The organism is Bradyrhizobium sp. LA6.1, from assembly GCF_040547805.1.
Classification (GTDB): Bacteria; Pseudomonadota; Alphaproteobacteria; order Rhizobiales; family Xanthobacteraceae; genus Bradyrhizobium; species Bradyrhizobium barranii.
In genome coordinates, this window is sequence record NZ_JBEPQK010000003.1 from 624251 (window position 1) to 648441 (window position 24191).

Genomic DNA, 24191 nt, shown 5'->3' on the forward strand with positions numbered 1-24191 from the left:
AGCTTCGGGCGGCACGACGAGCGAAGGCCGCGCCCGTCTCCGTTCTGTAACGAGCTTTGTTGACAGAAATGAGAAGTAACAGCCTTTATGAGAACAGATGTTAAGTTGACAACATCAAATGTTAGGGGATCGAGCCGACTGACGGTGTCGGAACGTGCGCGATACTTCGCCTATTCCGCCGGTGCGGCCAGCGGGCGCGGCTCGGAGCGGCGGCGCAGGCGGTCGATCAGCAGGTAGATCACGGGCGTGGTGTAGAGCGTCAGGATCTGCGAGACGAACAGGCCGCCGATGATGGTGATGCCGAGCGGACGCCGCAGCTCCGTGCCGGGGCCGGTGGCGATGACCAGCGGAATGCCGGCGAACAGCGCCGCCATGGTCGTCATCAGGATCGGGCGGAAGCGCGCCTGGCAGGCCTCGAAGATCGCCTCCGCCGAGGACAGGCCGCGCTGGCGCTCGGCATCGAGCGCGAAGTCCACCATCATGATGCCGTTCTTCTTGACGATGCCGATCAACAGGATGATGCCGACGAAGGCGATCACCGTCAGCGGCGTGTTGGTGAGCTGCAAGGCGAGCAGCGCGCCGAGACCGGCGGACGGCAGCGTCGAGATGATCGTCAGCGGATGGGCGAGGCTCTCATAGAGCACGCCGAGGACGATATACATCGCCACCAGCGCGCCGAGGATCAGCAGCGGCTGGCGGCCGCTGGTCCTGGCGAAATCACCGGCATTGCCGTCAAAACTGCCGCGAATGCCTTCCGGCATGTGCAGCTCCTCGATCGCGCGCTGTACGTTCTGGGTCGCGGTCTGGAGCGGCACGTCCGGCATCAGGTTGAACGACACCGTGGTCGAGGGAAACCCCTGCGAATGATAGACCGCCAGCGCAGCGAGCCCGCGCGTCGCGTGTACCACGGCCGACAGCGGCACCTGCGCGTCATTGGCACCGGCGACATAGATGCGATCGAGGTTAGATGGGTCGACCTGGAATTTCGGGTCGATCTCCAGCACGGTCATATACTGGTTGCGCTGGGTGTAGATGATCCCGATCTGCCGCTGCGAAAATGCGTTGTTGAGCGCGTTGTCGATGTCCTGGACCTTGACGCCGAGCGCCGAGGCCTTCTGGCGGTCGATCGAGAGCGTGAGCTGAAGCCCGCCGGGATCGCGGTCGCTGGAAATATCGGTGATGCCCTCGACGCTCTCCATGCGCTTGGCCACGATCGGCGCCCACTTCTGGAGCAGGCTGAGGTCGGTGCTGGTCAGTGTGTACTGGTAGTCGGAATCGCTCTGCCGTCCGCCGGCGCGGACGTCCTGGGCGGCGAACATGAACAGGCGGATGCCGGGCACCGGGTACAGGGCGCGCCTGAGACGGTCGATCACGACCTGCGTCGAGACGTGGTCGCGCTCCTCCGGCGGCTTCAGGCTGATGAACATGGTGCCGCGGTTCGAGGTCGCAGCCCCCGGGCCCCCGCCTCCGCTGCCGACGGTGGAGCCGATCCCGGCCACGGCCGGGTCCTGCATCACGATGTCGGCGAGCCGCTGCTGCAGGCCCAGCATGGACTGGAACGAGATGTCGGCCGAAGCGCGCGTCGCGCCGATGACGAAGCCGGAATCGTCAGTCGGGAAATAGCCCTTGGGGATCTTGATGTAGAGCGTCACCGTCAGCGCGATGGTGGCGAAGAACACCAGCAGCGTCAGAAAGGGGAATTCCAGCACGGTGCGCAAGGTACGGGTGTAGAAGGCGACGATGCGCGACAGCGTGCCCTCGATGACGCGATCGAACAGGGTCGCGGTTCCCGAGGTGGTCTGCCGGATGTAATGGGCGCAGATCATCGGCGTGACCGTCAGCGACACCAGCGTCGAGACCAGGATCGCGAAGGTCAGCGTCAGCGAGAACTCGCGCAGCAGGCGGCCGACGATGCCGTCCATGAAGATCAACGGCGTGAAAGCCGCGATCAGCGACAGGCTGATCGAGACCACGGTGAACCCGATCTGCCGGGCGCCAACGAGCGCGGCCTGGAGCGGCCGCATGCCATGCTCGAGATTGCGGTACATGTTCTCGATCATGACGATGGCGTCGTCGACCACGAAGCCGACCGAGATCGCCAGCGCCATCAGTGACAGATTGTCGATCGAGAAGCCCGCGACCCACATCCCGGCACAGGTTCCGGCCAGCGCCAGCGGCACGGAGATGCCGGCCGCGATCGTCGGCGTCAGCCGCCGCAGGAACACGAACACCACGACCATCACGAGGACGGCGGTTGCCAGCAGCGTCCACTGCATGTCGAGCACGCTGGCGCGGATCGTACTGGTGCGATCGACCAGCGTGGAAATATCGACACCGGCTGGAATCCATTGCTTCAGCGCCGGGATCAGCGCCTTCACCCGATCGACGGTGTCGATGACGTTGGCGTCGCCCTGCTTGGTGATCTGGATCAGCACGGCCGGCTGCTTGTTGAACCAGGCGATCGAGCGAGCATTGCGGACGGAGTCCTCGATGTCGGCGACGTCGGACAGCCGGACGAAATTGCCGTTCGAGCTCTTGATGATGATGTCGCGGAACTCTTTCGCCGTCCGCATCTGCTTGTTCAGCGACAGCGTCTCGCTCTGGCGCTCGCCGTTGAAGATGCCGACGGGACCAAGCGGGTTGGCGTTGATGATCGCGGTCCTGACATCGTCGGTGGCGATGCCGGCGTTGGACAATGCGACGGGGTTGAGCTGCACGCGCACCGCCGGCTGGTCGGCGCCGCTCACCGTCACGTCACCGACACCAGGCACCTGCGAGATGCGCTGCGCGAGCACGGTATCGGCGACGTCGTAGATCGCGCTGGCCGACAGCGTCTTCGAGGTCAGCGCCAGCACGAAAACGGGCGCGCCGGCCGTGTTCGCCTTGCGGAAGCGCGGCAGGGTCGGCAGGTCGCTCGGCAGGTCGATCAGCGCGGCGTTGATCGCCGCCTGCACGTCGCGCGCGGCCTTGTCGATGTTGCGGCCGATGTCGAACTGGAGCTGGATGCTGGTCGTGCCGAGCGACGACGTCGAGGTGATCTGGTTGATGCCGGCGATCTCGCCGAGCCGACGCTCCAATGGCGAGGCCACCGTCGCCGCCATGACGGACGGGTCGGCACCCGGCCGGCTGGCCGACACGAAGATGGCGGGGAAGTCGACGTTCGGGACCGAGGCGACGGGAAGGAACTCGTAGGCGACGACCCCCAGCAGGAACAACCCGATCGACAGCAGCGTGGTTGCGACTGGCCGGCGGATGAACGGCTCCGAGATCGATGCCATCACTGCATCCCCTCGGTCGCGCCCGCGACCGGCGGGCCGCCGGATTCAGCTGGCGGCAGCGCCTGCTCGAGGCGGCGGTTGATGCGGTCGAGCGCGAGGTAGATCACGGGCGTGGTGTAGAGCGTCAGAAGCTGGCTCAGCAGCAGGCCGCCAATGATGGATATGCCGAGCGGAAAGCGCAGCTCGGCGCCGGTGCCGCTCTCGATCGCGAGCGGCAGCGCGCCGAACAGCGCCGCCAGCGTCGTCATCATGATCGGACGGAAGCGCAAGAGACAGGCCTGCACGATCGCCTCGTTCGGCGACATCCCCTGCCTGCGCTCGGCCTCGAGCGCGAAGTCGATCATCATGATCGCGTTCTTCTTGACGATGCCCATCAGCAGGATGATGCCGATCAGGCCGATCACCGAGAGGTCCTGACCGCACAGCATCAGTGCCAGGATCGCGCCGACGCCGGCCGAGGGCAGCGTCGACAGGATGGTGATCGGGTGGATGTAGCTCTCATAGAGCACGCCCAGCACGATGTAGATCGTGATGACGGCGGCGAGCAGCAGCCAGGGCTGGCCCGCGAGCGCCTTGGCGAATTCGGCGGCATCGCCGGCATAGACGCCGACGATGCTGTTGGGCATCTCGATCCGGGTCTCGATCGTCTTCACTGCCTCGACGGCATCGCCGAGCGCGGCGCCCGGGGCGAGGTTGAAGCTGAGCGAGATCGACGGGAATTGCGCCTGGTGCGAGATCGCGAGCGGCGCCGTGGTGCGCTTCAGTGTCGCCACGGCGGAGAGCGGCACCTGGGCGTTGGGCGCGCCCACGATGCTGCGCGCCGCGCCCGGGAGATACAGCTTCGACAGGATCGAGGGATCGCGCTGGTACATCGGCAGCGCCTCCAGCACCACGCGGTACTGGTTGGCCTGGCCGTAGATGGTCGAGATCTGCCGCTGCGCGAACGCATCGTTGAGCGTGTCGGTGATTCCTTGCAGGCTCACGCCGAGCTGTCCGGCCCGGGTCCGGTCCACGTCGAGCTGCGCCCGCAGGCCGCCCTCCTGCGCCTCCGAGGAGACGTCGCGGAACAGCGGATCGCGCCGCATCTCGGCAACGAGCTTGCGCGCCCATTCCGACACCAGCGTCGCATCGGTGCCGGTCAGCGTGTACTGGTATTGCGAGCGACTCGACTGGGTCGATATCTGCACGTCCTGCACCGGCTGGAAATAGACGGTCATGCCGGGGATACCCGACACCCGTGCCTTCAGCCGGGTCACGACCACGCTGACGTCGTCGCGCCGCTCGCCGCGCGGCTTCAAGGTCATGACCAGACGCCCGACATTGGTGGTCGGGTTGACCGAGCCCGCCCCGATCACCGAGACCACGCCGACAACATCAGGATCGGCCTTGATGGCATCGGCCGCCTCGGCCTGGCGCTTCTGCATCTCGGTGAACGACACGTCGGGTCCCGCCTCAGTCACCGCCGTGATCGAGGCGGTGTCCTGAAGCGGCAGAAAGCCCTTTGGCGCGACGACGTAGAGGACGAGGGTCGCGACCAGGGTCGCAAACGTCACGAGCAGCGTGGCGCGCTGGCGTTCCAGGACCCAGAGCAGCGTCCGGTGATAGAACTCGACGGTGCTATCGATGAAGCGGCTGATCGCGGCCAATCCCGGCACCGCCAGTTCCTCATGGGCGTGCTTGAGCAGCCGCGAGCACATCATCGGCGTCAGCGTCAGCGAGACCACGGCCGAGGTCACGACCGCGATTGTCAGCGTCAGCGCGAATTCGCGGAACATGCGTCCGACGAGGCCGGACATGAACAGCAGCGGGATGAACACGGCGATTAGCGACACCGTCAGCGAGATCACGGTGAAGCCGATTTCGCTGGCCCCCTTCAGCGAGGCCTCCATCGCGCTGTCGCCGTTCTCCATGTGGCGGACGATGTTCTCGATCATGACGATGGCGTCATCGACGACGAAGCCGGTGCCGATGGTGAGCGCCATCAACGACAGATTGTCGAGGCTGAAGCCCGCGAAATACATGATGCCGAAGCTGGTGATCAGCGACAGCGGCAGCGCGACGCCCGCGATCAGCGTGGCCCGCAGCGAGCGCAGGAACAGCAGCACCACCAGCGTCACCAAGACGACGCTGAGGATCAGGGTGAACTGCACGTCGCGGACCGAGGCGCGGATGGTGACGGTACGGTCGGAGACGATGGTGAGGTTCACGCCGGCCGGAATGGCGCGCTGGACCTTTGGGATTTCCGCGCGGATCTGGCTGACGACATCGATGACGTTGGCGCCGGGCTGGCGCTGGATGTCGATGATGACCGCCGGCGTGCCCTGGTACCAGCCGCCGGTGCGGTCGTTCTCGAGGCCATCCACGATCTGCGCGACGTCGCCGATCGTGACCGGCGAGCCGTTGCGGTAGGCGATGATAACAGGCTTGTAGGCGTCGGCGGCAGCGATCTGGTCGTTGGCGGCGATGATGTAGGATTGCTGCGCCCCGTCGAGCGAGCCTTTTGGCCCCGAGACGTTGGCGTTGGCGATCGCGGCGCGCAGATCCTCCATCGCGATGCCATAGGCCGCGAGCCGCGCGAGGTCGGCCTGGACGCGCACGGCCGGCTTCAGCCCGCCGAGCACCGAGACGCGCCCGACGCCGGAAATCTGGCTCAGCCGCTGTGCCAGAAGCGTGTCGGCGATGTCGCTCATCGCCCGCAGCGAGATCGTGTCGGAGCGAAGCGCCAGCGTCATCACCGGTGCGTCCGCCGGGTTCACCTTGGCGTAGGTCGGCGGATAGGGCAGCGTCTTGGGCAGCACGCCGGCCGCCGCGTTGATCGCGGCCTGCACGTCCTGGGTCGCGCCGTCGATGTCGCGGTTGAGATCGAACTGAAGCGAGATCTGGCTGACGCCGAACGAGCTCGTCGAGTTCATCGCCGACAGCGACGGGATCTGGCCGAGCTGCCGCTCCAGCGGCGCGGTGATCAGCGAGGCGATCACGTCGGGGCTGGCGCCCGGCAGCTGAGTCGTCACCTGCACGGTCGGGAAGTCGACCTGCGGCAGCGCCGAGACCGGCAGCGAGAAATAGCCGAGCGCGCCCCCGATCAGCAGGGCGATGCCGAGCAGCGAGGTCGCGATCGGGCGGCGGATGAAGGGTTCGGAGACGCCCATGGGATGTGCCTGCCGCTCAGGCGGCCGTTGTCGGGATCATGGCTGCTTGGCTCCAGGTCCCGATGCCCCCGGCCCCGGTGCCGGTCCGGTCTGCCCCTTCTGGTCGCCTTCGCTGCTGCTCCGCTTGGCGCGGTGCTCGCCGTCCTTGCCCTGTCCGTCCTTTTGCCCGTCCTTGGCCTGCCCATCCTTCTTCTGGCCATCCGGGCCGCGCGTGCGCTTGCGCGGGGCAAGATCGGCCGACGGTGTCTGGTCATCGCGGCCGACGACCACCTTGGACCCGTCGGACAGATTGGCAAAGCCCGTCGTGACGACCTTGTCGGTCGGCGACAAGCCGCTGGCAATAACGGCGTCATGCTCGTTCTGCTGGGTCACGGTCACCGGCTTGGCGGAGACGACATTGTCCTCGCCGATGACGTAGCTGAAGGTGCCGATCGGTCCGCGCTGCACCGCCGATGTCGGCACCACCAGCGCCTGCATCAAGGTCTCGACCTTGAGGCGGACATTGACGAACTGGCCCGGCCAGAGCTGGTAATTGGCGTTGGGGAATTCCGCCTTGAGCTTGAGCGTGCCGGTGGTCTGGTCGACCTGGTTGTCGATGCCGGTCAGCTTGCCGGTGTCGATCACGGTGATGCCGTCATTGCCGAACACGTCGACCGCGAGCGTGCCCTTCGACGCCGCCGCGTTGACGCGCATGATCTGCTGCTGCGGCAGGCTGAACCACACCGCGATCGGCTGCAATTGCGTGATCACCAGGAGGCCCGTGGCGTCGGCGGCGTGGATGATGTTGCCCTGGTCGACCTGCCGCAGGCCGGCGCGGCCCGAAAGCGGCGCCACGATCTTGGTGTAGCTCAACGTCGCCGCCGCATTGTCGATCGCAGCCTGGTCGGCCTTCACCAGCGCCTCGGTCTGCGCGACCAGCGCGCGCTGGGTGTCTGCCTGCTGCTTGGAGCCGGCATTGGAAGCAGCGAGTTGCTCGTAGCGCGTCAAGTCGATGCGCTGGTTGGCGAGCTGGGCCTCGTCCTGCGCTTTCTTGGCGACGGCCTGGTCATACGTCGCCTGGTAGAGCGCGGGGTCGATCTCGCCGAGCACGTCGCCCTTCTTGACGTCCTGGCCCTCGGTGAATTTCACGGCGATCAGCTTGCCGTCGACCTGCGAGCGCACGGTCACGGTGTTCAGGGCGCGAATGGCGCCGACCCCGTCGAGATAGACAGGCACGTCCTGGATCCTCGGCGTCGCCGCCAGCACCGGCACCGGCAGATCGGGCCGCTGGTTGCGGCCATTCGCCTGCTGCGGCTGCTGATGCCAGACGGTCCAGCCGAAATAGCCGAGCCCGCCAAGGATGGCGAACGTGATCAGGGTCATGACGAAGCCGCGGCCGCGCGATTTCTTCGCCGTCCCTTCTTTCGCGCCTTCCTTCGTATCCGGCTTAAAGAGCATTGACCGGTTTCTCCATTCGCGGCTCCCAGCCGCCGCCGAGCGCCTGATACAGGCTGACGATGGCGAGAAGCCGTGCGAGTTGGGCCTGCCACAACGCATCTTCGGCCTGAAATAGTGTCTGCTGGACGTTCAGCACAGTCACGATGTCGGCCGTGCCGGCGCGCAATTGCTGCTCGGCGAGATCGAAGGCGCGCTTCGACGAGGTAACGACATCGCGCTGCAATTGTAGCTTGATCGTGGTCTGCTTGATCGAATACAGCGCGTTGTCGACGTCCGCAAACGACTGGATGATGGTCTTGCGGTAGGTCTGGAGCAACTCGTCCTGCCGCGCCTTGGCGAATTCGAAATTGCCGAGGATCTTGCCGCCGTCGAAGATCGGCTGCGTGGCGCTGCCGACGAGCTGGAAGAAGGCCGCATGCGGCTGGAACAGCGAGACCAGCGCCGAGCTCTGATAGCCGCCATTGCCGGTGAGCTGGATCGTCGGAAAGAACTGCGCGCGGGCATTGCCGATGTTCGCGGTCGCCGAGGCGAGCTGTGCCTCCTGGCGGCGGATGTCGGGCCGCTGCGTCAAAAGCTCCGACGGCAGGCCGGGCGTGACGCGCGGGATCGCGATCTTGTTCAGCGTGCCGCCGAGCACGCGCACGCTCTCCGGCGGCCGCGACACCAGCACGGCGAGCGCGTTGACGTTCTGGTCGAGCGTCTGGCGCAGCGGCGGCACCAGCGCCTTCTGGTTGGCGACCACGCTCTCCTGCTGGGCGACGTCGAGATCGGTCCCGGTGCCGGCCTTGCGGCGCTCGCGAATGGCATCAAGGATCCGCTGCGCGCTGGCGATGTTGCTCTGGGCGGTGCGCAGCCGGTCCTGCGAGGCCAGCACCTGGAAATAGGCGTTGGCAACGCCTGCCAGCGTCGTGAGCGCGACGACGTCGCGATCGAACCGGTTGGCATTCGCCGTCTCTTCCGCCGTTTGCAGCGCATCGCGGTTCTGGCCCCAGAAGTCGAGCTGGTAGCTCGCGCTCAGCGACGCCGAATAGTTGACGACCTCGCGGCCGCCGATGGACAGGCCCGAGGCGCTCGAACCCGAGGTGCGTGAATAGGTTTCCGATCCGCCGCCCGACAGGCTCGGCAGCAGCGCCGCGCCCGCCTGCCGCGCCTGGGCGTCGGCCTGGACGATGCGCGCGACGGCGGCGGCGATGTCGAGATTGACGGTCTGCGCCTCCTCCATCAGTTGCGTCAGTTCCGCGGAGCGAAAGCCGCGCCACCAATCCAGCGACGGCGGCGCATCCGGCTTGCCCGCGTATTTGTACTGCGTGGGAACATCGAGTGCGGGATCGGGCAAATCCTGCGTCAGCACGCAGGCGCCTGAACTGGCGGCAAGGCACGCCACGGCAGCCCATCGCGCCGCGCGCGACGTCCGGAACGTAAGGCCGGGAGATCGCCTCATGGCGACCGCAGGACCATCCTGTGTCACATCCACCCCCCGCCGGGCAGATAGATCCGCCACCGCAGAGCCGGATTAACCGATTCGTGGCGGGACGGCCGGGGGCGTTTATGTAACTCGTTCACAGCCGTGATGCTTTCTGCGGAACCTGAAGTTCATACTAGCGGGGCGCGGAACAGGGGGACAGTCCCGCACCTGCGAAATGCGGCCTCGAATGCGTCGATGCCGAACTCACGCAAATACAAAATATGCCTGTGTCACAGGGCTATTTTGTATTCCAACCTCGGCCCGGGGCGCATTCAAGCTTACCAAGATTTCATGTGATATTGCCGCCACGCCTACGCCAGGGCTACCGGTCCCGCCAGGCGCTCCACCGAAACCTGCACCGCGGCGCACCGCAGCTTCCCCGGCCTTGGCTGAGCGCACGGCGCGCTATGATCGGGGGCTGGCCCGCAATTGCGCTGTGCACACGGCGGTGGACTGCCGGAGGTACCCCGCCAGCCCCTTGGCGACCGGCGCAGCGCGCACCTATATCATGCGCATGATTCGACGCTGACCGTTTGCGGGGCGCCCTCGGGTCCAGCGATATGAGGCGTATGGGGGCGCCTGGCTCGCGGTCGGACAGTATCCGTTCAGGTGATGGATCTGCCGATGTCGCATACCATCTCGGTGACGTCAGACACCATAGACACAGTGCTCGCCGATCTGCCGCGCATCGTTCGGCTCGCACTCAGTTTTGGCGCGCGGCTGCGGCGAGGAACGCTCGACGTCACCCTGCCCGACGGACGCGTGATCCGCCTCGGCGGCCAGGAGCCGGGCCCGAATGCGGCGATGCGGCTGCACAATTACGGCTTCGCGTCGCGCCTCATCAACGGCGGCGACATCGGCATCGCGGAGGCCTATCTCGCCGGCGACTGGGATACGCCGGACCTGACGCAATTCCTCTACCTGTTCTGCGTCAACCACGATCTCATCCAGGCCATGCTGAACGACAAGCCGCTGATGCGGTTCGTCCAACTGCTGCAGCACTGGTTCAACCGCAACACCCGCCGCCAGGCGCGGCGCAACATCCATGCCCATTACGACATCGGCAACGCGTTCTATTCGGCCTGGCTCGATCCCGGCATGACCTATTCCTCGGCGCTGTTCGAGGAGAGCACCTCCGATCTCACGGCAGCCCAGACCAACAAATACCGCCGGCTCGCCGAGGCGCTCGACCTGAAGCCGGATCAGACGCTGCTCGAGATCGGCTGCGGTTGGGGCGGCTTCGCCGAGTTCGCCGCAAAGACCTTCGGCACGCGCGTGGTGGGCCTCACGATCTCGACCGAGCAGCGCGATTTTGCGCAGAAGCGCATTCACGAGGCGGGCCTTGCCGACAAGGTCGAGATCCGTCTTCAGGACTATCGCGACGAATGCGACCGCTACGACCGCATCGCCTCGATCGAGATGATCGAGGCCGTCGGCGAGCAGTTCTGGCCGAAATATTTCGCCCAGTTGCGGGACCGGCTGCTGCCCGGCGGCCTCGCCGGCATCCAGGCGATCACCATCCAGGACAGGCTGTTCCAGAGCTACCGGCGCGAGGTGGATTTCATCCAGCGCTACGTCTTTCCCGGCGGCATGCTGCCCTCGCCCGCCGTGCTCAAGTCGCTCGGTGACAGGTTCGGCCTGCCCGTCATTCGTGAGCGCATCTTCGGGCAGGATTATGCCAAGACGCTGGCCACCTGGCGGAATAACTTCCAGACGGCCTGGCCGGGCCTCGTGCCGCTCGGCTTCGACGACCGGTTCCGGCGGCTGTGGGAGTATTACCTGTCTTATTGCGAGGCCGGATTCCTGTCCGGGAATATCGACGTCCGGCAAGTCATCTTCGCAAAGCAGCAATAAGGGTTTGCGGGGTCGGCTTGCAAGGGTCGCTTGTAAGGCCCGCCACCCTACTTTAGGGTCGCGCCCACCCTATGATCCAGCCGGTAATTGCCTGACATGACCATCAAAAATGACGTTGTCGAAGCCATCGGCAACACCCCGCTCATCAAGCTCAAGCGCGCCTCCGAACTGACCGGCTGCACCATTCTGGGCAAGGCCGAGTTCATGAATCCGGGCCAGTCGGTGAAGGACCGCGCCGGCAAATGGATGATCCTGGAGGCCGAGAAGCGCGGCGAGCTCAAGCCGGGCGGTCTCGTGGTGGAGGCGACCGCCGGCAACACCGGCATCGGCCTCGCGGTCGTGGCGAGCGCGCGCGGCTACCGCACGCTGATCGTGATCCCGGAGACGCAGAGCCAGGAGAAGAAGGATTTTCTGAAGCTGTGCGGCGCCGAGCTGATCGAGGTGCCGGCCCTGCCCTATGCCAATCCCAACAATTATCAGCATGTCGGCCGCCGGCTCGCCGACGAGCTGCGCAAGACCGAGCCCAATGGCGTGCTGTTCGCAGACCAGTGGAACAACCTCGACAATGCGAAGGCGCATTACGAGTCGACGGGCCCCGAGATCTGGGAGCAGACCGGCGGCAAGGTCGACGGCTTCGTCTGCTCGGTCGGCAGCGGCGGCACGCTCGCCGGCGTCAGCCGCTATCTGAAAGAGAAGAACAAGAACGTGAGGATCGCCTGCGCCGATCCGCACGGCGCCGGCATGTTCGAATATTTCCGGAGCGGCGACGCCAAGGCGACGCCGGGCGGCTCGATCACGGAAGGTATCGGCCTCAACCGTGCGACCGCAATCGTCGAGAGCGCGAAGGTGGATGACGCCTATCTTGTTCCCGATGCAGAAGCCGTCACGGTGATCTACGAGTTGCTCCAGCACGAAGGCCTGTGCCTCGGCGGTTCCACCGGCATCAACATCGCCGGCGCGATACGACTCGCGAAACAGCTCGGGCCCGGCAAGACCATCGTCACCGTGCTCTGCGATTCCGGCAGCCGCTATCAGTCGAAGCTGTTCAATGCCGACTTCATGCGCGCCAAGAACCTGCCGGTGCCGGAATGGCTGGAGAAGCGCAGCAACATCAAGCCGCCGTTCGTCTAGGCCGGGAGGGTTGCGGCCGCCCGGATTACCAAGTCCGGCTCAAGTTGAGCCAAGCCGCGGTGCCGTAGGGTGGGCAAAGCGTCAGCGTGCCCACCATGCTTGCCATGATCGCCGAGGGATGGTGGGCACGGCGCGACGCGCCTTTGCCCACGCTACGGCAGCTCGCTTCACCGCAAGATCTGGCTCAAGAACAGCTTGGTGCGGGCGTGCTGGGGAGCGGCGAAGAACTCGTTCGGCGTATTAGCCTCGATGATCTGGCCGGCGTCCATGAACACGACGCGGTTGGCGACCTCGCGGGCGAAGCCCATTTCGTGGGTGACAACCAGCATGGTCATGCCCTCCTCGGCGAGGTCGACCATGGTGTCGAGCACTTCCTTGACCATTTCGGGGTCGAGCGCCGAGGTCGGCTCGTCGAACAGCATCACCTTGGGGTTCATCGTCAGCGCCCGTGCGATCGCGACGCGCTGCTGCTGGCCGCCGGACATCTGTCCGGGAAACTTGTTGGCCTGATGCGGGATCTTGACCCGCTCCAGGAATTTCATCGCGTTGACCTCGGCGTCCCTCTTCGGGATGTTGCGCACCCAGATCGGCGCCAGCGTGCAGTTCTCCAGGACGGTCAGATGCGGGAACAGGTTGAAGCTCTGGAACACCATGCCGACCTCGCGGCGGACCGCATCAACGTGCTTCAGGTTCGGCCCGAGCTCGATGCCGTCGACGACGATCTCGCCCTCCTGGAATTCCTCGAGCGCGTTGATGCAGCGGATCAACGTCGACTTGCCCGAGCCTGAGGGGCCGCAGATCACGATGCGCTCGCCCTTCTTGACCTCGAGGTCGATGTCGCGCAGCACGTGGAACTCGCCGTACCATTTGTTGAGGCCGGAAATCTTGACGATGGGGTCGGACATGATGACCTCGATCAGTTGCGACGGTGAGCGTTGAGGCGATGCTCGACGAAGAGCGAGTAGCGCGACATTCCAAAGCAGAAGATGAAGTAGATGATCCCGGCGAAGGCAAAGCCGGTGAACGCGGTCGACGGCGTCGACCATTTCGGATCCGAGAACGACGCCCGGAGCGAGCCCAGCAGGTCGAACAGCGCCACAATCGAGACCAGCGACGTGTCCTTGAACAGCGAGATGAAGCTGTTGACGAGGTTCGGAATGACGTGGCGCAGCGCCTGCGGCAGCACGATCAGCGAGGTCGTCTTCCACCAGGACAGGCCCAGAGCCGCCGCCGCCTCGCCTTGCCCGCGCGGGATCGCGGCCAACCCGCCGCGGACGTTCTCGGCTTGATAGGCACCGGTGAACAGCGAAATGCCGATCAGCGCGCGCACCAGACCGTCGACCGTGAAATTGCCCGGCAGGAACAAAGGCAGCATGTAGGTCGCGAAGAACAGCACGGTGATCAGCGGCACGCCGCGCCAGAACTCGATGAAGGCGATCGAGAAGATCCGGATCAGCGGAATGGTCGAGCGGCGGCCGAGCGCCAGCGCGATGCCGATCGGCAGCGAGGTGACGATGCCGGTCACCGAGACCACCAGCGTCACAAGAAGCCCGCCCCACAGATTCGTGGTCACGACCGGCAGGCCGCCGTGATCGAGCCCCATCAGCTTGATCACGACCGCGATCGCGATGAAGGTGCCGATGCTGGATGTCAGCGCCCGGCCGCCGGTGCGAACGCCGCCACCGGCGACGAAGGCGATCAGGGAGACGACCGCCGCCGTGATGGCGAAATCGGCCCAGACCGACTGGCCCGTTCCCTGGAGCTGGTCACGCAGCCAGGTCAGCGGAAAGATCAGCCAGTAGATCGCGCTGCCGACCAGCACGATGAGATTGCCGGCCAGCCAGAAGAGCGGTGCGATGGCTGAGGTCTTGGCGAGACTGAGCAGAGCCTGCCCGGCGCCGATGATGCTGTCGTCGAACAATTGCAGCAGGCCGGCCGTCCAGCTCAGGCCGAACCCGGTGATGCCGCCGCCGTGCAGCAGAAAGAACGCCACCACGGGAAAGGCGAAGAAGAAGAGACTTGCGTTCAGTCCTTTCGCCGGCAGGCGCGGAATGAGCAGCGGCAGCAGCAGAGCCGCCGCCAGGATCAGCGAGAGGTTGACCCGCCAGCGCTCGGCCTCGGGATAGAAGCCGTAGATCAATTGCGGCAGCTTGGCCTGGATGAAGGGCCAGCAGGCGCCGACCGTAAAGCCGGCATTCTCGGTCAGGCACGCCGTGCGATCCTTGCCGGTCCAGACCGCATCGACCATCAGGAACTTGACGGCAGGAATGACGGTGAACCAGAGCAGCAAGGCGCCCACGATCGTGAGCAAAATGTTGGTCGGCGAATTGAACAGGCGCGTGCGCATCAGGCCGATGAAGCCCGTGGTCTTGACCGGCGCGGGACGCTCGGTGAGCAGGTCCCGGCGGACATAGGCGGACGAGATGATGTCGCTCATGCGCCCAGACTCCGGCTGACGCGCCAACCGTAGACGCTCATGACGGCGCTCGTGAGCAGCGAGATCAGGAGGTAGACGCCCATCGTCATGGCAATGATCTCGATCGCCTGCCCGGTCTGGCTCAGCGACGTGCCGGCGAACACCGAGACGAGGTCGGGATAGCCGATCGCGACCGCCAGCGAAGAGTTCTTGGTGAGGTTGAGATACTGGTTGGTCAGCGGCGGCACGATCACGCGCATCGCCTGCGGCACGACGATCAGGCGCAACGTGGTGCCGCGGCTCAGCCCCAGCGAGGATCCCGCTTCCATCTGACCGGAGTGGACGGACAGGATGCCGGCGCGCACGATCTCGGCGATGAAGGCCGCGGTATAGGTCGACAGCGCCAGCGTCAGCGCCACGAATTCCGGGATGACTCTTGAGCCGCCGGCAAAATTGAACCCCTTGAGCTGCGGCAGCTCGAAGGTGAAGGGCAGGCCGAACACCAGCACGGCCGCGAGCGGCAGCCCGAACAGCAGGCCCAGCACATAGGGCCAGATCCGGATCATCTGACCGCGCTGAAATAGCGCCCGCCGCGCATAGAAGCGCAAAACCAGCGAAGCGACGATGCCGAGGACCAGCATCGCCAGGAACGGCTCGAAGCCGCCCTCGCCGATCGGGCGCGGAATGACGAGCCCACGGTTGCTGATGAAGGCGATGCCAAGCAGCGAAATGCTCTGCCGGGGATTTGGCAGGGCCGCGAGCACCGCCAGGTACCAGAACAGGATCTGGAACAGCACCGGCAGATTGCGGCCGATCTCGACATAGATCTCGCCGACGCGCGACAACAGCCAGTTGGGCGACAGCCGGCACAGCGCGACGATGAAGCCGATCACGGTGGCGAAGAAGATGCCCACCACCGAGACCACGAGCGTGTTCAAAAGCCCGACCACGAACACGCGCAGGAACGTGTCCGAGCCGGTGTAGGAGATCAGCGTCTGGTTGACGTCGAAGCCGGCATTGTTCCGCAAGAAGCCGAAGCCGGCGGCAATGTGCTGGTTTTCGAGGTTGGCCCGGGCGTTGGAGACGATCTCATAGCCAATCCAGCCCAGGATCGCCGCGAAGGCAAACTGGACGGCGACGCCGTTCCAGCCTGCCTTGCCGCCCAGAACGCGCCTGATCTTCAGCGCGATCTGGGCCGGCGGTTTTCGAGCCTCGGTGCTCATCGCCGCGGATCAGGTGGGATCAGCGGATCGGCGGCGCGTACTGAAGACCGCCCTTATTCCAGAGATTGTTGAGGCCACGGCTGATGCCGAGCGGCGAACCGGCGCCGACGTTGCGGTCGAACACCTCGCCGTAATTGCCGGTGGCCTTCACGATCCGCACCACCCAGTCCTTGGTCAGGCCGAGCTGTTCGCCGAAATTGCCGTCGCTGCCGAGCACGCGCTTCAGCTCCGGATTTTCCAGTTTCGCCTTCTCATCGACGTTCTTCGAGGTCACGCCGAGCTCTTCCGTGGTGACCAGGGCGAACAGCGTCCATTTCACGATGTCGAACCACTGGTCGTCGCCGTGACGCACCATCGGCCCGAGCGGCTCCTTCGAGATGATTTCGGGGAGCACCATATGGTCGTTGGGATTGGCAAGCTTGAGGCGGTTGGCGTACAGGCCCGACTGGTCGGTGGTGAAGACGTCGCAGCGCCCGGCTTCATAGGCCTTGACGGTCTCGTCGTTGGTGCCGAACGCGATCACCTCGTACTTCATGTTGTTGGCCTTGAAGTAGTCGGCGAGGTTCTGCTCGGTGGTGGTGCCGGTCTGGACGCAGACCGAGGCGCTGTTGAGCTCGAGCGCCGAATTCACCTTGAGCGACTTCTTCACCATGAAGCCCTGCCCGTCATAATAGGTCACGCCGGTGAAGTTGGCGCCGAGCGAGGTGTCGCGCGAGATGGTCCAGGTGGTGTTGCGCGAGAGCACGTCGATTTCGCCGGATTGCAGCGCCGTGAAACGATCCTTGGCGGACAACGGCACGTACTTGACCTTGGTCGCATCGTTGAAGATCGCGCCTGCGATCGCGCGGCAGAGGTCGACGTCGAGCCCGGTCCAGTTGCCCTTGTCGTCGGGCGAGGAGAAGCCGGGCAGGCCTTGGCTGACGCCGCAGGACAGCATGCCCCGGTCCTTGATGGTCTTGAGCGTTTGCGCATCGGCGGCCTGGGCGGAGAGGCCGGCGGCGACAGCGAGAGTGAGAGCCAGAGTTACGCGTTTCATGGGCTGAAGGCCTTTCAAAGTCGTCTCAAGGTCAGGAATGGCGTCTTTGGGATCGTCTCCGCCAGGGCTAGCCGCATCAAGACTAGCCTTGCAAGAGTCATGCTGGAAAACCTTGCCGAACACTCGCCCATCCCGGGAGGCCATACCTTAATCCCCCGCCGCAGGCGCCCGCCGTTATGGCTGTGACGCAAGGTCCGGTCAGACGATGGATCGAAGGTCGCGGCAGCCCCTCAACATGCGGCGACTGAATAGCACCCGCGCATCTCAGAACGACTGGCGAGCCGGGTCAAGGGGTTGACGGGACTCTTCTGTGTTCTGTTATTAACGGCAGCGGCCTTCGGCCGGCCCGCGGGCGCGGCGCGCCCGGTAGAAACGCGGTTTTGAAAGCAGACGCATGGATTCCTCGCACCCCTCCCAACAGCACGCCGAAACCCGGCTGGTGACCTCCGGCCGCGACACCAAGGCGCAGAAGGGGTTCGTCAATCCGCCGGTGTTTCACGGTTCAACCGTGCTCTATCCGACCGCCGAGGACCTGCACGCCCATCGCGGCGAGTTCCAGTACGGCCGCCACGGCACCCCCACCACCAGGGCGTTCCAGGAGACGCTGATGGCACTGGAGGGGCCGCAATGCGCCGGCGTCGGCATCGTGCCGTCAGGCCTGTCGGCGATCTCCACCACCCTGCTCTCGGTGCTGAAGACCGGCGACCATCTGCTCGTCTGCGACAACGTCTATCGGCCCTCGCGCAATTTCTGCAACGGCATGCTCGCGCGCCTTGGGATCGAGACCACCTATTTCGATCCGCTGATCGGCGCGGGCATCGACAACCTGTTCAAGCCCAACACCCGCGCGGTGCTGGTGGAAGCGCCGGGCTCGCAGTCGTTCGAGATGCCGGACATCCGCGCCATCGCCGAGGTCGCGCATGCGCGCGATGCGCTCGTCATCGACGACAACACCTGGGCGACGCCGCTCTATCATCGCTCGCTCGACCAGGGCGTCGACATCAGCATGCAGGCCGCCACCAAATATATCGGCGGCCATTCCGACATCATGTTCGGCACCATCTCGGCCAACGCCAAGGCCTGGCCGCAGATCGCCGAAGGCATCCGCCTGCTCGGCGTCTGCGCCGGCCCTGACGACGTCTTCCTCGCGCTGCGCGGCCTGCGCACGCTGTCGGTACGATTGGCGCAGCATCATCGCTCGGGGCTCGACATGGCGCGCTGGCTCGCGGCCCGACCCGAGGTCGCGCGCGTGCTGCATCCGGCGCTCGAAACCGATCCCGGCCATGCGATCTGGAAGCGCGATTTCACCGGCGCGTCCGGCCTGTTCAGCATCGTGTTGAAGCCCGCGCCGCAGAAGGCCGTCGACACCATGCTCGACACGCTCAAGCTGTTCGGCATGGGCTTCTCCTGGGGCGGCTTCGAGAGCCTCGTGATTCCCTTCGATTGCGACGCCTATCGCACCGCCACCAAGTGGTCGCCGGGCGGCCCGACCCTGCGACTGCACATCGGCCTCGAAAGCGTCGACGATCTCAAGTCCGATCTCGATCGCGGCTTCGCTGCCCTCAAGGCGGCAATGTGAGCCTGCTCACAAGGCATCGCGCCTCGGGACGCGGCAATCGCGCGCCGCGGGAACGCGCAACCGCCGCAAACGTTAACGCGGATGCGCCAACAAAGGGTTTGAACTGCTGACGTTTGGCGCTAGCCTCACCAATCGACTCCAATCCGGACGCGGAGCATGGGAACGTTGGTTCTGCTCGATCTGATGGGCGGCGTGGCGCTGTTGCTGTGGGGCCTGCACATGGTCCACAGCGGGATTCTGCGCGCCTTCGGCCCGGACCTGCGGCGGCTGCTCGGCAAGGCGCTCGGCAACCGATTCAACGCGTTCGCCGCCGGACTAGGCCTCACCGCGCTGCTCCAGAGCAGCACGGCGACGGCGCTGATCACCAGCTCATTCGCGGCAGAAGGCCTCGTCAGCCTGGCTGCCGCGCTCGCCATCATGCTGGGAGCCAATGTCGGCACGACGCTGATCGTGCAGGTGCTGTCGTTCAACATCGCAGCCGTTGCGCCTGTCCTGTTCGTGCTCGGGCTCGTCGCCTTCCGCTCCGGCCCACGGTCGCGGATCAAGGATATCGGGCGCGTCTTCATCGGCCTCGGCTTGATGCTGCTTTCGCTGCACATCCTGCTCGACACGCTGGCTCCGGCGGAGAACGCGCCGGGTGTTCGCGTCATGATGTCGACGATCACGGGCGATCCCGTGCTCTGCATCGTCATCGCCGCGCTCGTCACCTGGGCGGTGCATTCGAGCGTCGCCAGCGTGCTGCTGATCATGTCGCTGGCCTATTCGCAGTTCATCACGCCTTACGCAGCCCTCGCGCTGGTGTTGGGGGCCAATCTCGGCAGCGCCATCAATCCCGTATTCGAAGGCGCCCGGCGCGACGATCCCGCAAGCTACCGCCTGCCGCTCGGCAATCTCGCCAACCGCGTGATCGGGATCGCGCTGGTGCTGCCCTTCCTGAGTGGGATCGCCGAGCACATGCACGCCTGGCAGCCCGATCTCGCCAGGATGACGGCGGCCTTCCACATCGCCTTCAACGTGGGCACGGCCGTCATCTTCATCGGCCTACTCGATATCATGTCCCGGCTCCTGACCCGGCTGCTGCCTGATCGCGTCCGGGAGGACGATCCGGCCCGGCCGCGCTATCTCGACGAGAGCGCGCTGGAGACGCCGTCACTGGCGCTCGCCGACGCCGCGCGCGAGACCTTGCGCATGGGCGATCTGGTCGAGGTCATGCTGCGCAAGGTGATGGCGGCGATGATGACCGGCGACCGTGCGCTGGTCGACCAGGTCACGAAGATGGACAATGTCGTCGACAGCCTCGACGAAGCCATCAAGCTCTATGTGACGAAGCTGATGCGGGGCAGCCTCGACGAGAGCGAGGGCCGGCGCGCGATGGAGATCATCTCCTTCGCCATCAACCTCGAGCATATCGGCGACATCATCGACAAGAGCCTGAGCGAGCTCGCGACCAAGAAGATCAAGCGCCGCTTTCAGTTCTCGGTCGAGGGCGCCGAGGAGCTCGCCGCCTTCCACAAGCGCACGATGGACTCGCTGCGGATCGCCTTCGGCGTCTTCATGTCGGGCGATGCCAACGAAGCGCGCAAGCTGCTGGTGGAGAAGACCACGCTGAAGAACACCGAGCTCGCCGCCGTCGAGCGTCATCTCGACCGCCTGCGCGAGGGCCGCCCCGAGACCATCGAGACCACCTCGCTGCATCTGGACGTGCTGCGCGACCTGCGCCGCATCCACTCGCATATCTGCTCGGTCGCCTATCCCGTGCTCGATGCCGCCGGCGAGCCTTATCGCAGGAGTGAGGCGGATACCGCCCTGCCCGCCTCCGGCGCGGCCTCGGCGTTACCGCGCTAGCGGCGCGCTTCAGCGTTCCAGCGTATTCGAGGCGCGGCCGCGGTTCTTGATGATCAGCATGATGTTGCGGATGTAGATGATGGTCGCGAGCGCCTGTCCGAGGATGATGACGGGCTCGCGCTTCACGACGCCGTAGACCAGCGTCATCAGCCCGCCGCCCATCGAGCAGAACCAGAACGCCATCGGCACCACGCTGTTGCCGGCCCGCTCGCTCGCGATCCACTGCACCAGGAAGCGCGCGGTGAAGAACAGCTGCGCGATGAGGCCGAACGCCAGCCAGAAATCGAACTTGGCGACGAAGACGTCGTAGAGATAGTTATTCAACGCCTGACCGTATTGGATGATCATGCCTTCACCTCAGTCACATCTGGTGCCGGCTTCTTGCGGCGGATCAGCCACCACACGCCGACGAGATCCATGATGCCGATCCACAGCCGGTCGAAGAAACCATAGTTTGACACGCCGGAACGGCGCGGCCGGTCGATCACGTCGACATAGGCGATCTCGTAGCCCTCGCGGCGCACCAGCGCCGGCAGGAAGCGATGCAGCCCGTCGAAATAGGGCATCATCAGGAACACGTCGCGCCGGAACGCCTTCAGGCCGCAACCGGTATCGCGCGTTCCGTCCTTCAGGATCGCATTGCGGACGCCGTTCGCCACGCGCGACTGGAACTTCTTGAAGCCGGTATCCTTGCGTCCGACACGCTGACCGGCAGCGAGACCGACGCGCCCCGCCCCCTTCTCGACCGCCGCGATCAGGTCGGGCAGGAAGGCGGGATTGTTCTGCCCGTCGCCGTCGAGCGTCGCCACGATCGTGCCGCGCGCCGCGCGCACGCCACTGCGCACTGCTGCCGACTGGCCGCCTGATCTGGCATGGCGAAGCTGCCGGAGATTGTCCCGCTGCTGCATGATCGCGCCGAGCCGTTCGCCGGTCGCGTCCGTCGAGCCGTCGTTGACGTAGATGATTTCATAGGCCCAGCGGCCGTCGAGCGCCGCGCCGATCTCCTCGATCAGCGGCGCGATGTTGTCGGCTTCGTTGCGCACGGGAACGACGATGGAAACCGAAGGCTGGGACGACGACAAATCGAAAGCTCGTGGTTGGAATTGGCCTGCCCCGGGGAACCGGCGGTCCCGGCAGGCAGCCGCTTTTATGGGGCGGATGCCCCGTGGGCAACCCTTTTGAGGCGGCCCGAGACCGCCCCTGCAAGAGGCACAATGGTGCCGTCGGCGCGGATGGCAAAGCCGAGCCTCCGGGCCGCGAACCAGTAGCGCACTGCCATGGCGCCGACCATGCCGACCAGAGCGCCGGCGACGACGTCGCTCGGATGATGCGCGAGCAGCACCAGCCGGGTCAGCAGGATCACGATTGCGTAAGTGAACATGAACACGCGCAGGCGCGGCCACAGTGCCGAGACCGCAAACGCCAGCGCAAACGCCGTCACCGCATGACCCGACGGCAGGCTGGCATAAGCCCCCGTTCCCTCTAACGGGATGAAGTTGAACGGATCGGCCTTGCCGCTCACGAACGGACGTCCGCGACCGATGAGATATTTCAGGATCTCGGCAACGAACACGGACAGGGCGACAGACAGAAACATGAACTGCAGCCGCGTACCGAGGCCGAGCAGCAGCCCACGACGGGTGCCGTGCAATCCCGCTGCAACGAGCGCCAGGAGCACCAGCGTCCCCCCGAGCAGCGAGAGCACATACTCGTCCTTGCCGAAATCGGTGAGGATGCGGATCGGCCACAGGCTCGGCGTGCCACGCACCGGCATCAGCTGGATCTCGGTCTGATCGAACGCGAGCATCAGCACGATAATCAAGGCCGCACCGGCCGCGCTGAGCCACAGCGAATGCCGCGCCAGCTTTCGCGCGGCTTCGGCGCGGCATGAATGCGAAGGCGTACGGACGAGCTGCGCCAGGGCACGGCCCGACACCGCGAGCAATTGCGCGGGATAGCTCGGGCGCGGCGTGATGTCGGCTGGCGCCGGCATCTACTCAGTGCCTTCCGAGCGGAAGATCGAGATCGAGATCGCGCGCCCTTGCGAGAAATTATAGCCGTCGATGCGCGTACCTACCTTGTAGCGCAGCCCGATCGCCTCGGCCCGCTGCACGAAGCTGCGCTCCGAGCGCTGCTCGATCAGCGCGAAGCGACAGCTCCCCTGGCGCAGGAAATCCGCCGCGCCCGAGCCGTCTGTGAGCAGCGTCTGCGTGCCCGTCAGGAACACGAGGCTCGGCTCGTGATAGCCGGCGGCGGCTGCCTTCGGCCCGACGCAGGTGACGTTGCGAAGCGCGCGTGCGATCTCGATGCTCGGAAACAGCGGGGTCAGCGACGGCAGCACGATGCCGTAGACCACGACCGCGAGCATCAGCGCTGCGACCAGCGCGTTGAGCAGCGAGCGCTCGGCGCGGTTGGTGTCGAACAGCCACCAGGCGAACAGACCGAAGATGAGCGAGGCCGCAATGAACGGCCAGGCCACGAACGCCGGTTGCCGCGTCAGCATGACCGCGCCGACCACGGCGATGATCGAGGCGGCAGCGGGAATCGCGAACCACCAGGCCGAGCCGCGCGCGAGCCACGAGCGCGACAGCACGTTGCGCTCCAGCGCACCGACGGTAAGGATCGCGATCGCCGGATACAGCGGCAGCACGTAATGCGGCAGCTTGGTCAGCACTGCCTCGAACACGATCCAGGACGGGATCAGCCAGGCCAGCAGGAACTGCGCGCCGGGCTCGCGCCGGGCCCGCCACACCGCCGGCGCCGCCATCGCCGCAAGCGGCGCGCCGGGCCAGAACGTGATCCAGAATAGTGCCAGATACAGTCCGGGCGGCGCGCCATGGGATTCCTGGGCGCCGATTTTGCTCAGCATGTCGCCGCCGACGGAATCGGCGAAGAAGGCATCGCCTGCGCGCCAGAAGATCGCGACGAACCAGGGCAGCACCAGCACCAGCATCCACATCAGGCCCCAGAGCGGACGCAGCTTCCACAGCCACGAGGCATCTCGGTCCTGGATCGCGAGCGCGACGATGGTCAGGCCCGCGAACATCAGGATCAGCGGACCCTTGATCAGGATGCCGACGGCGAGCGCGGTCCAGAAGATCGCGGGCCAGCTCCAGGGCGGATGGGTCTCATCCTCTGCGCGCTGCCACGACAGATAGGCGCGCGACATCGCGCCCATCGCGGCGGTCACACAGAACAGCAGCATCGCATCGGTTTTCGCCAGCCGTGCCTCGACGCCGAGCAACACGGAGGCACACATCAGGAGCGCGGCGAGCACCGCGGCGCGCCGCGTGACGAAGCCGAGCGCGGCCCAATAGGTCATCAGCACGGCGCCGATGGCGCCGATCAGCGACGGCAGCCGGTACACCCAGATCCGCAATTCGGCCTTCGGCAGCTTGAGCGCTGATGCGGCTTCAACTGCGGCCGATTGCAACCAGTAGATGCCGACCGGCTTCTTGTAGCGGACGTCTTCCTGGAAGCGGATGTCGACATAATCGCCGCTCTCGACCATCTGCTTGGTCGCTTGCGCAAAGCGCGCCTCGTCGCGGTCAACGGGCGGAATCGTGAAGAAGCCCGGCAGGAATAGCAGCAGCGCACACAGCAGCAGGAAGCCGACCGCGCGGGCGTGACTGGCCGTGGCGTAGTCCAGCATAAGCACGAGCCGGCTGCCCGGATTCACGGGCGCTTTCGGCTCGCGGGGTGCTCCAAAACGGGGGCTGGGATAGGTCTCGGCCATTGGTTCCGCTTACGCTGAAACCGTCATTCGGACAACCGGTTA

At 65.5% G+C, this 24191-nt stretch carries 16 protein-coding genes; 4 read left to right on the top strand and 12 right to left on the bottom strand.

The features are described from left to right. Positions 1–170: 170 nt before the first annotated feature. The 4 genes from ABIB99_RS10165 to ABIB99_RS10180 are packed head-to-tail and all read right to left on the bottom strand — an operon-like array spanning position 171 to position 9305. Complete coding sequence (locus ABIB99_RS10165; protein ID WP_231141901.1) at positions 171–3278, bottom strand: efflux RND transporter permease subunit; 3108 nt, start codon at positions 3276–3278, stop codon at positions 171–173. Beyond that, positions 3278–6427: an efflux RND transporter permease subunit gene (locus ABIB99_RS10170; protein ID WP_354175687.1), complete on the bottom strand. Its 3150-nt coding sequence runs from the start codon at positions 6425–6427 to the stop codon at positions 3278–3280. Before ABIB99_RS10170 ends, ABIB99_RS10165 begins: the two co-directional genes overlap by 1 nt. 36 nt (positions 6428–6463) lie before the next feature. Then, a complete protein-coding gene (locus ABIB99_RS10175; protein ID WP_231141899.1) occupies positions 6464–7864 on the bottom strand; it encodes an efflux RND transporter periplasmic adaptor subunit in 1401 nt (466 codons plus the stop codon). Then, on the bottom strand, positions 7854–9305 hold the full coding sequence (locus ABIB99_RS10180) for an efflux transporter outer membrane subunit (protein WP_231141898.1): 1452 nt from the start codon (positions 9303–9305) through the stop codon (positions 7854–7856). The genes ABIB99_RS10175 and ABIB99_RS10180 overlap by 11 nt, the downstream gene beginning before the upstream one ends. Positions 9306–9953: 648 nt before the next feature. Here ABIB99_RS10180 and ABIB99_RS10185 point away from each other — a divergent pair. After that, positions 9954–11183, top strand: a complete 1230-nt coding sequence (locus ABIB99_RS10185; RefSeq protein ID WP_063986386.1) for an SAM-dependent methyltransferase — start codon at positions 9954–9956, stop codon at positions 11181–11183. Positions 11184–11279: 96 nt separating this feature from the next. Next, entirely contained in the window at positions 11280–12314 is a 1035-nt protein-coding gene (locus ABIB99_RS10190) for a cysteine synthase A (RefSeq protein ID WP_028147612.1), read from the top strand. A 167-nt stretch (positions 12315–12481) separates the two neighbouring features. On the opposite strand, the gene ABIB99_RS10195 is transcribed toward ABIB99_RS10190, so the two are convergent. The 4 genes from ABIB99_RS10195 to ABIB99_RS10210 are packed head-to-tail and all read right to left on the bottom strand — an operon-like array spanning position 12482 to position 16989. Beyond that, positions 12482–13219, bottom strand: coding sequence for an amino acid ABC transporter ATP-binding protein (locus ABIB99_RS10195; RefSeq protein WP_063983419.1), 738 nt, complete (start codon positions 13217–13219; stop codon positions 12482–12484). Between the two features lie 11 nt (positions 13220–13230). Then, on the bottom strand, positions 13231–14751 hold the full coding sequence (locus tag ABIB99_RS10200) for an amino acid ABC transporter permease (RefSeq protein WP_063983420.1): 1521 nt from the start codon (positions 14749–14751) through the stop codon (positions 13231–13233). After that, positions 14748–15953 (bottom strand): amino acid ABC transporter permease, encoded by a 1206-nt coding sequence (locus ABIB99_RS10205; RefSeq protein ID WP_063983421.1) that lies wholly within the window; start codon positions 15951–15953, stop codon positions 14748–14750. The genes ABIB99_RS10200 and ABIB99_RS10205 overlap by 4 nt, the downstream gene beginning before the upstream one ends. A gap of 19 nt (positions 15954–15972) precedes the next feature. Continuing rightward, positions 15973–16989: an amino acid ABC transporter substrate-binding protein gene (locus tag ABIB99_RS10210; protein WP_063983422.1), complete on the bottom strand. Its 1017-nt coding sequence runs from the start codon at positions 16987–16989 to the stop codon at positions 15973–15975. Positions 16990–17383: 394 nt separating this feature from the next. On the opposite strand from ABIB99_RS10210, the gene metC reads away from it, so the two are divergent. Beyond that, the gene (metC, locus tag ABIB99_RS10215) at positions 17384–18568 is read left to right on the top strand and encodes a cystathionine beta-lyase (RefSeq protein WP_354175691.1); all 1185 of its coding nucleotides are present in this window, start codon (positions 17384–17386) and stop codon (positions 18566–18568) included. Between the two features lie 156 nt (positions 18569–18724). Beyond that, positions 18725–20413 (top strand): Na/Pi cotransporter family protein, encoded by a 1689-nt coding sequence (locus tag ABIB99_RS10220; protein ID WP_063983424.1) that lies wholly within the window; start codon positions 18725–18727, stop codon positions 20411–20413. Positions 20414–20422: 9 nt separating this feature from the next. Here ABIB99_RS10220 and ABIB99_RS10225 read toward each other — a convergent pair whose 3' ends face one another. From ABIB99_RS10225 to ABIB99_RS10240, 4 genes are all read right to left on the bottom strand, one after another. Then, a complete protein-coding gene (locus ABIB99_RS10225; RefSeq protein ID WP_063983425.1) occupies positions 20423–20761 on the bottom strand; it encodes a lipid-A-disaccharide synthase N-terminal domain-containing protein in 339 nt (112 codons plus the stop codon). Next, entirely contained in the window at positions 20758–21495 is a 738-nt protein-coding gene (locus ABIB99_RS10230) for a glycosyltransferase family 2 protein (RefSeq protein WP_231141895.1), read from the bottom strand. Before ABIB99_RS10230 ends, ABIB99_RS10225 begins: the two co-directional genes overlap by 4 nt. A 65-nt stretch (positions 21496–21560) precedes the next feature. Then, on the bottom strand, positions 21561–22406 hold the full coding sequence (locus tag ABIB99_RS10235; protein ID WP_354175692.1) for a phosphatase PAP2 family protein: 846 nt from the start codon (positions 22404–22406) through the stop codon (positions 21561–21563). Further along, a complete protein-coding gene (locus ABIB99_RS10240) occupies positions 22407–24149 on the bottom strand; it encodes an ArnT family glycosyltransferase (protein ID WP_028151725.1) in 1743 nt (580 codons plus the stop codon). Positions 24150–24191: the final 42 nt, after the last annotated feature.

Excerpts from the sequence above, each read along its gene's own strand:
- ABIB99_RS10190 (WP_028147612.1), top strand. The coding sequence starts at position 11,280 with ATGACCATCAAAAATGACGTTGTCGAAGCCATCGGCAACACCCCGCTC.
- ABIB99_RS10180 (WP_231141898.1), bottom strand. The coding sequence starts at position 9,305 with ATGAGGCGATCTCCCGGCCTTACGTTCCGGACGTCGCGCGCGGCGCGA.
- ABIB99_RS10165 (WP_231141901.1), bottom strand. The coding sequence starts at position 3,278 with ATGGCATCGATCTCGGAGCCGTTCATCCGCCGGCCAGTCGCAACCACG.
- ABIB99_RS10210 (WP_063983422.1), bottom strand. The coding sequence starts at position 16,989 with ATGAAACGCGTAACTCTGGCTCTCACTCTCGCTGTCGCCGCCGGCCTC.
- ABIB99_RS10240 (WP_028151725.1), bottom strand. The coding sequence starts at position 24,149 with ATGGCCGAGACCTATCCCAGCCCCCGTTTTGGAGCACCCCGCGAGCCG.
- ABIB99_RS10185 (WP_063986386.1), top strand. The coding sequence starts at position 9,954 with ATGTCGCATACCATCTCGGTGACGTCAGACACCATAGACACAGTGCTC.
- ABIB99_RS10205 (WP_063983421.1), bottom strand. The coding sequence starts at position 15,953 with ATGAGCACCGAGGCTCGAAAACCGCCGGCCCAGATCGCGCTGAAGATC.
- ABIB99_RS10170 (WP_354175687.1), bottom strand. The coding sequence starts at position 6,427 with ATGGGCGTCTCCGAACCCTTCATCCGCCGCCCGATCGCGACCTCGCTG.
- ABIB99_RS10225 (WP_063983425.1), bottom strand. The coding sequence starts at position 20,761 with ATGATCATCCAATACGGTCAGGCGTTGAATAACTATCTCTACGACGTC.
- metC (WP_354175691.1), top strand. The coding sequence starts at position 17,384 with ATGGATTCCTCGCACCCCTCCCAACAGCACGCCGAAACCCGGCTGGTG.
- ABIB99_RS10235 (WP_354175692.1), bottom strand. The coding sequence starts at position 22,406 with ATGCCGGCGCCAGCCGACATCACGCCGCGCCCGAGCTATCCCGCGCAA.
- ABIB99_RS10220 (WP_063983424.1), top strand. The coding sequence starts at position 18,725 with ATGGGAACGTTGGTTCTGCTCGATCTGATGGGCGGCGTGGCGCTGTTG.
- ABIB99_RS10195 (WP_063983419.1), bottom strand. The coding sequence starts at position 13,219 with ATGTCCGACCCCATCGTCAAGATTTCCGGCCTCAACAAATGGTACGGC.
- ABIB99_RS10200 (WP_063983420.1), bottom strand. The coding sequence starts at position 14,751 with ATGAGCGACATCATCTCGTCCGCCTATGTCCGCCGGGACCTGCTCACC.
- ABIB99_RS10175 (WP_231141899.1), bottom strand. The coding sequence starts at position 7,864 with ATGCTCTTTAAGCCGGATACGAAGGAAGGCGCGAAAGAAGGGACGGCG.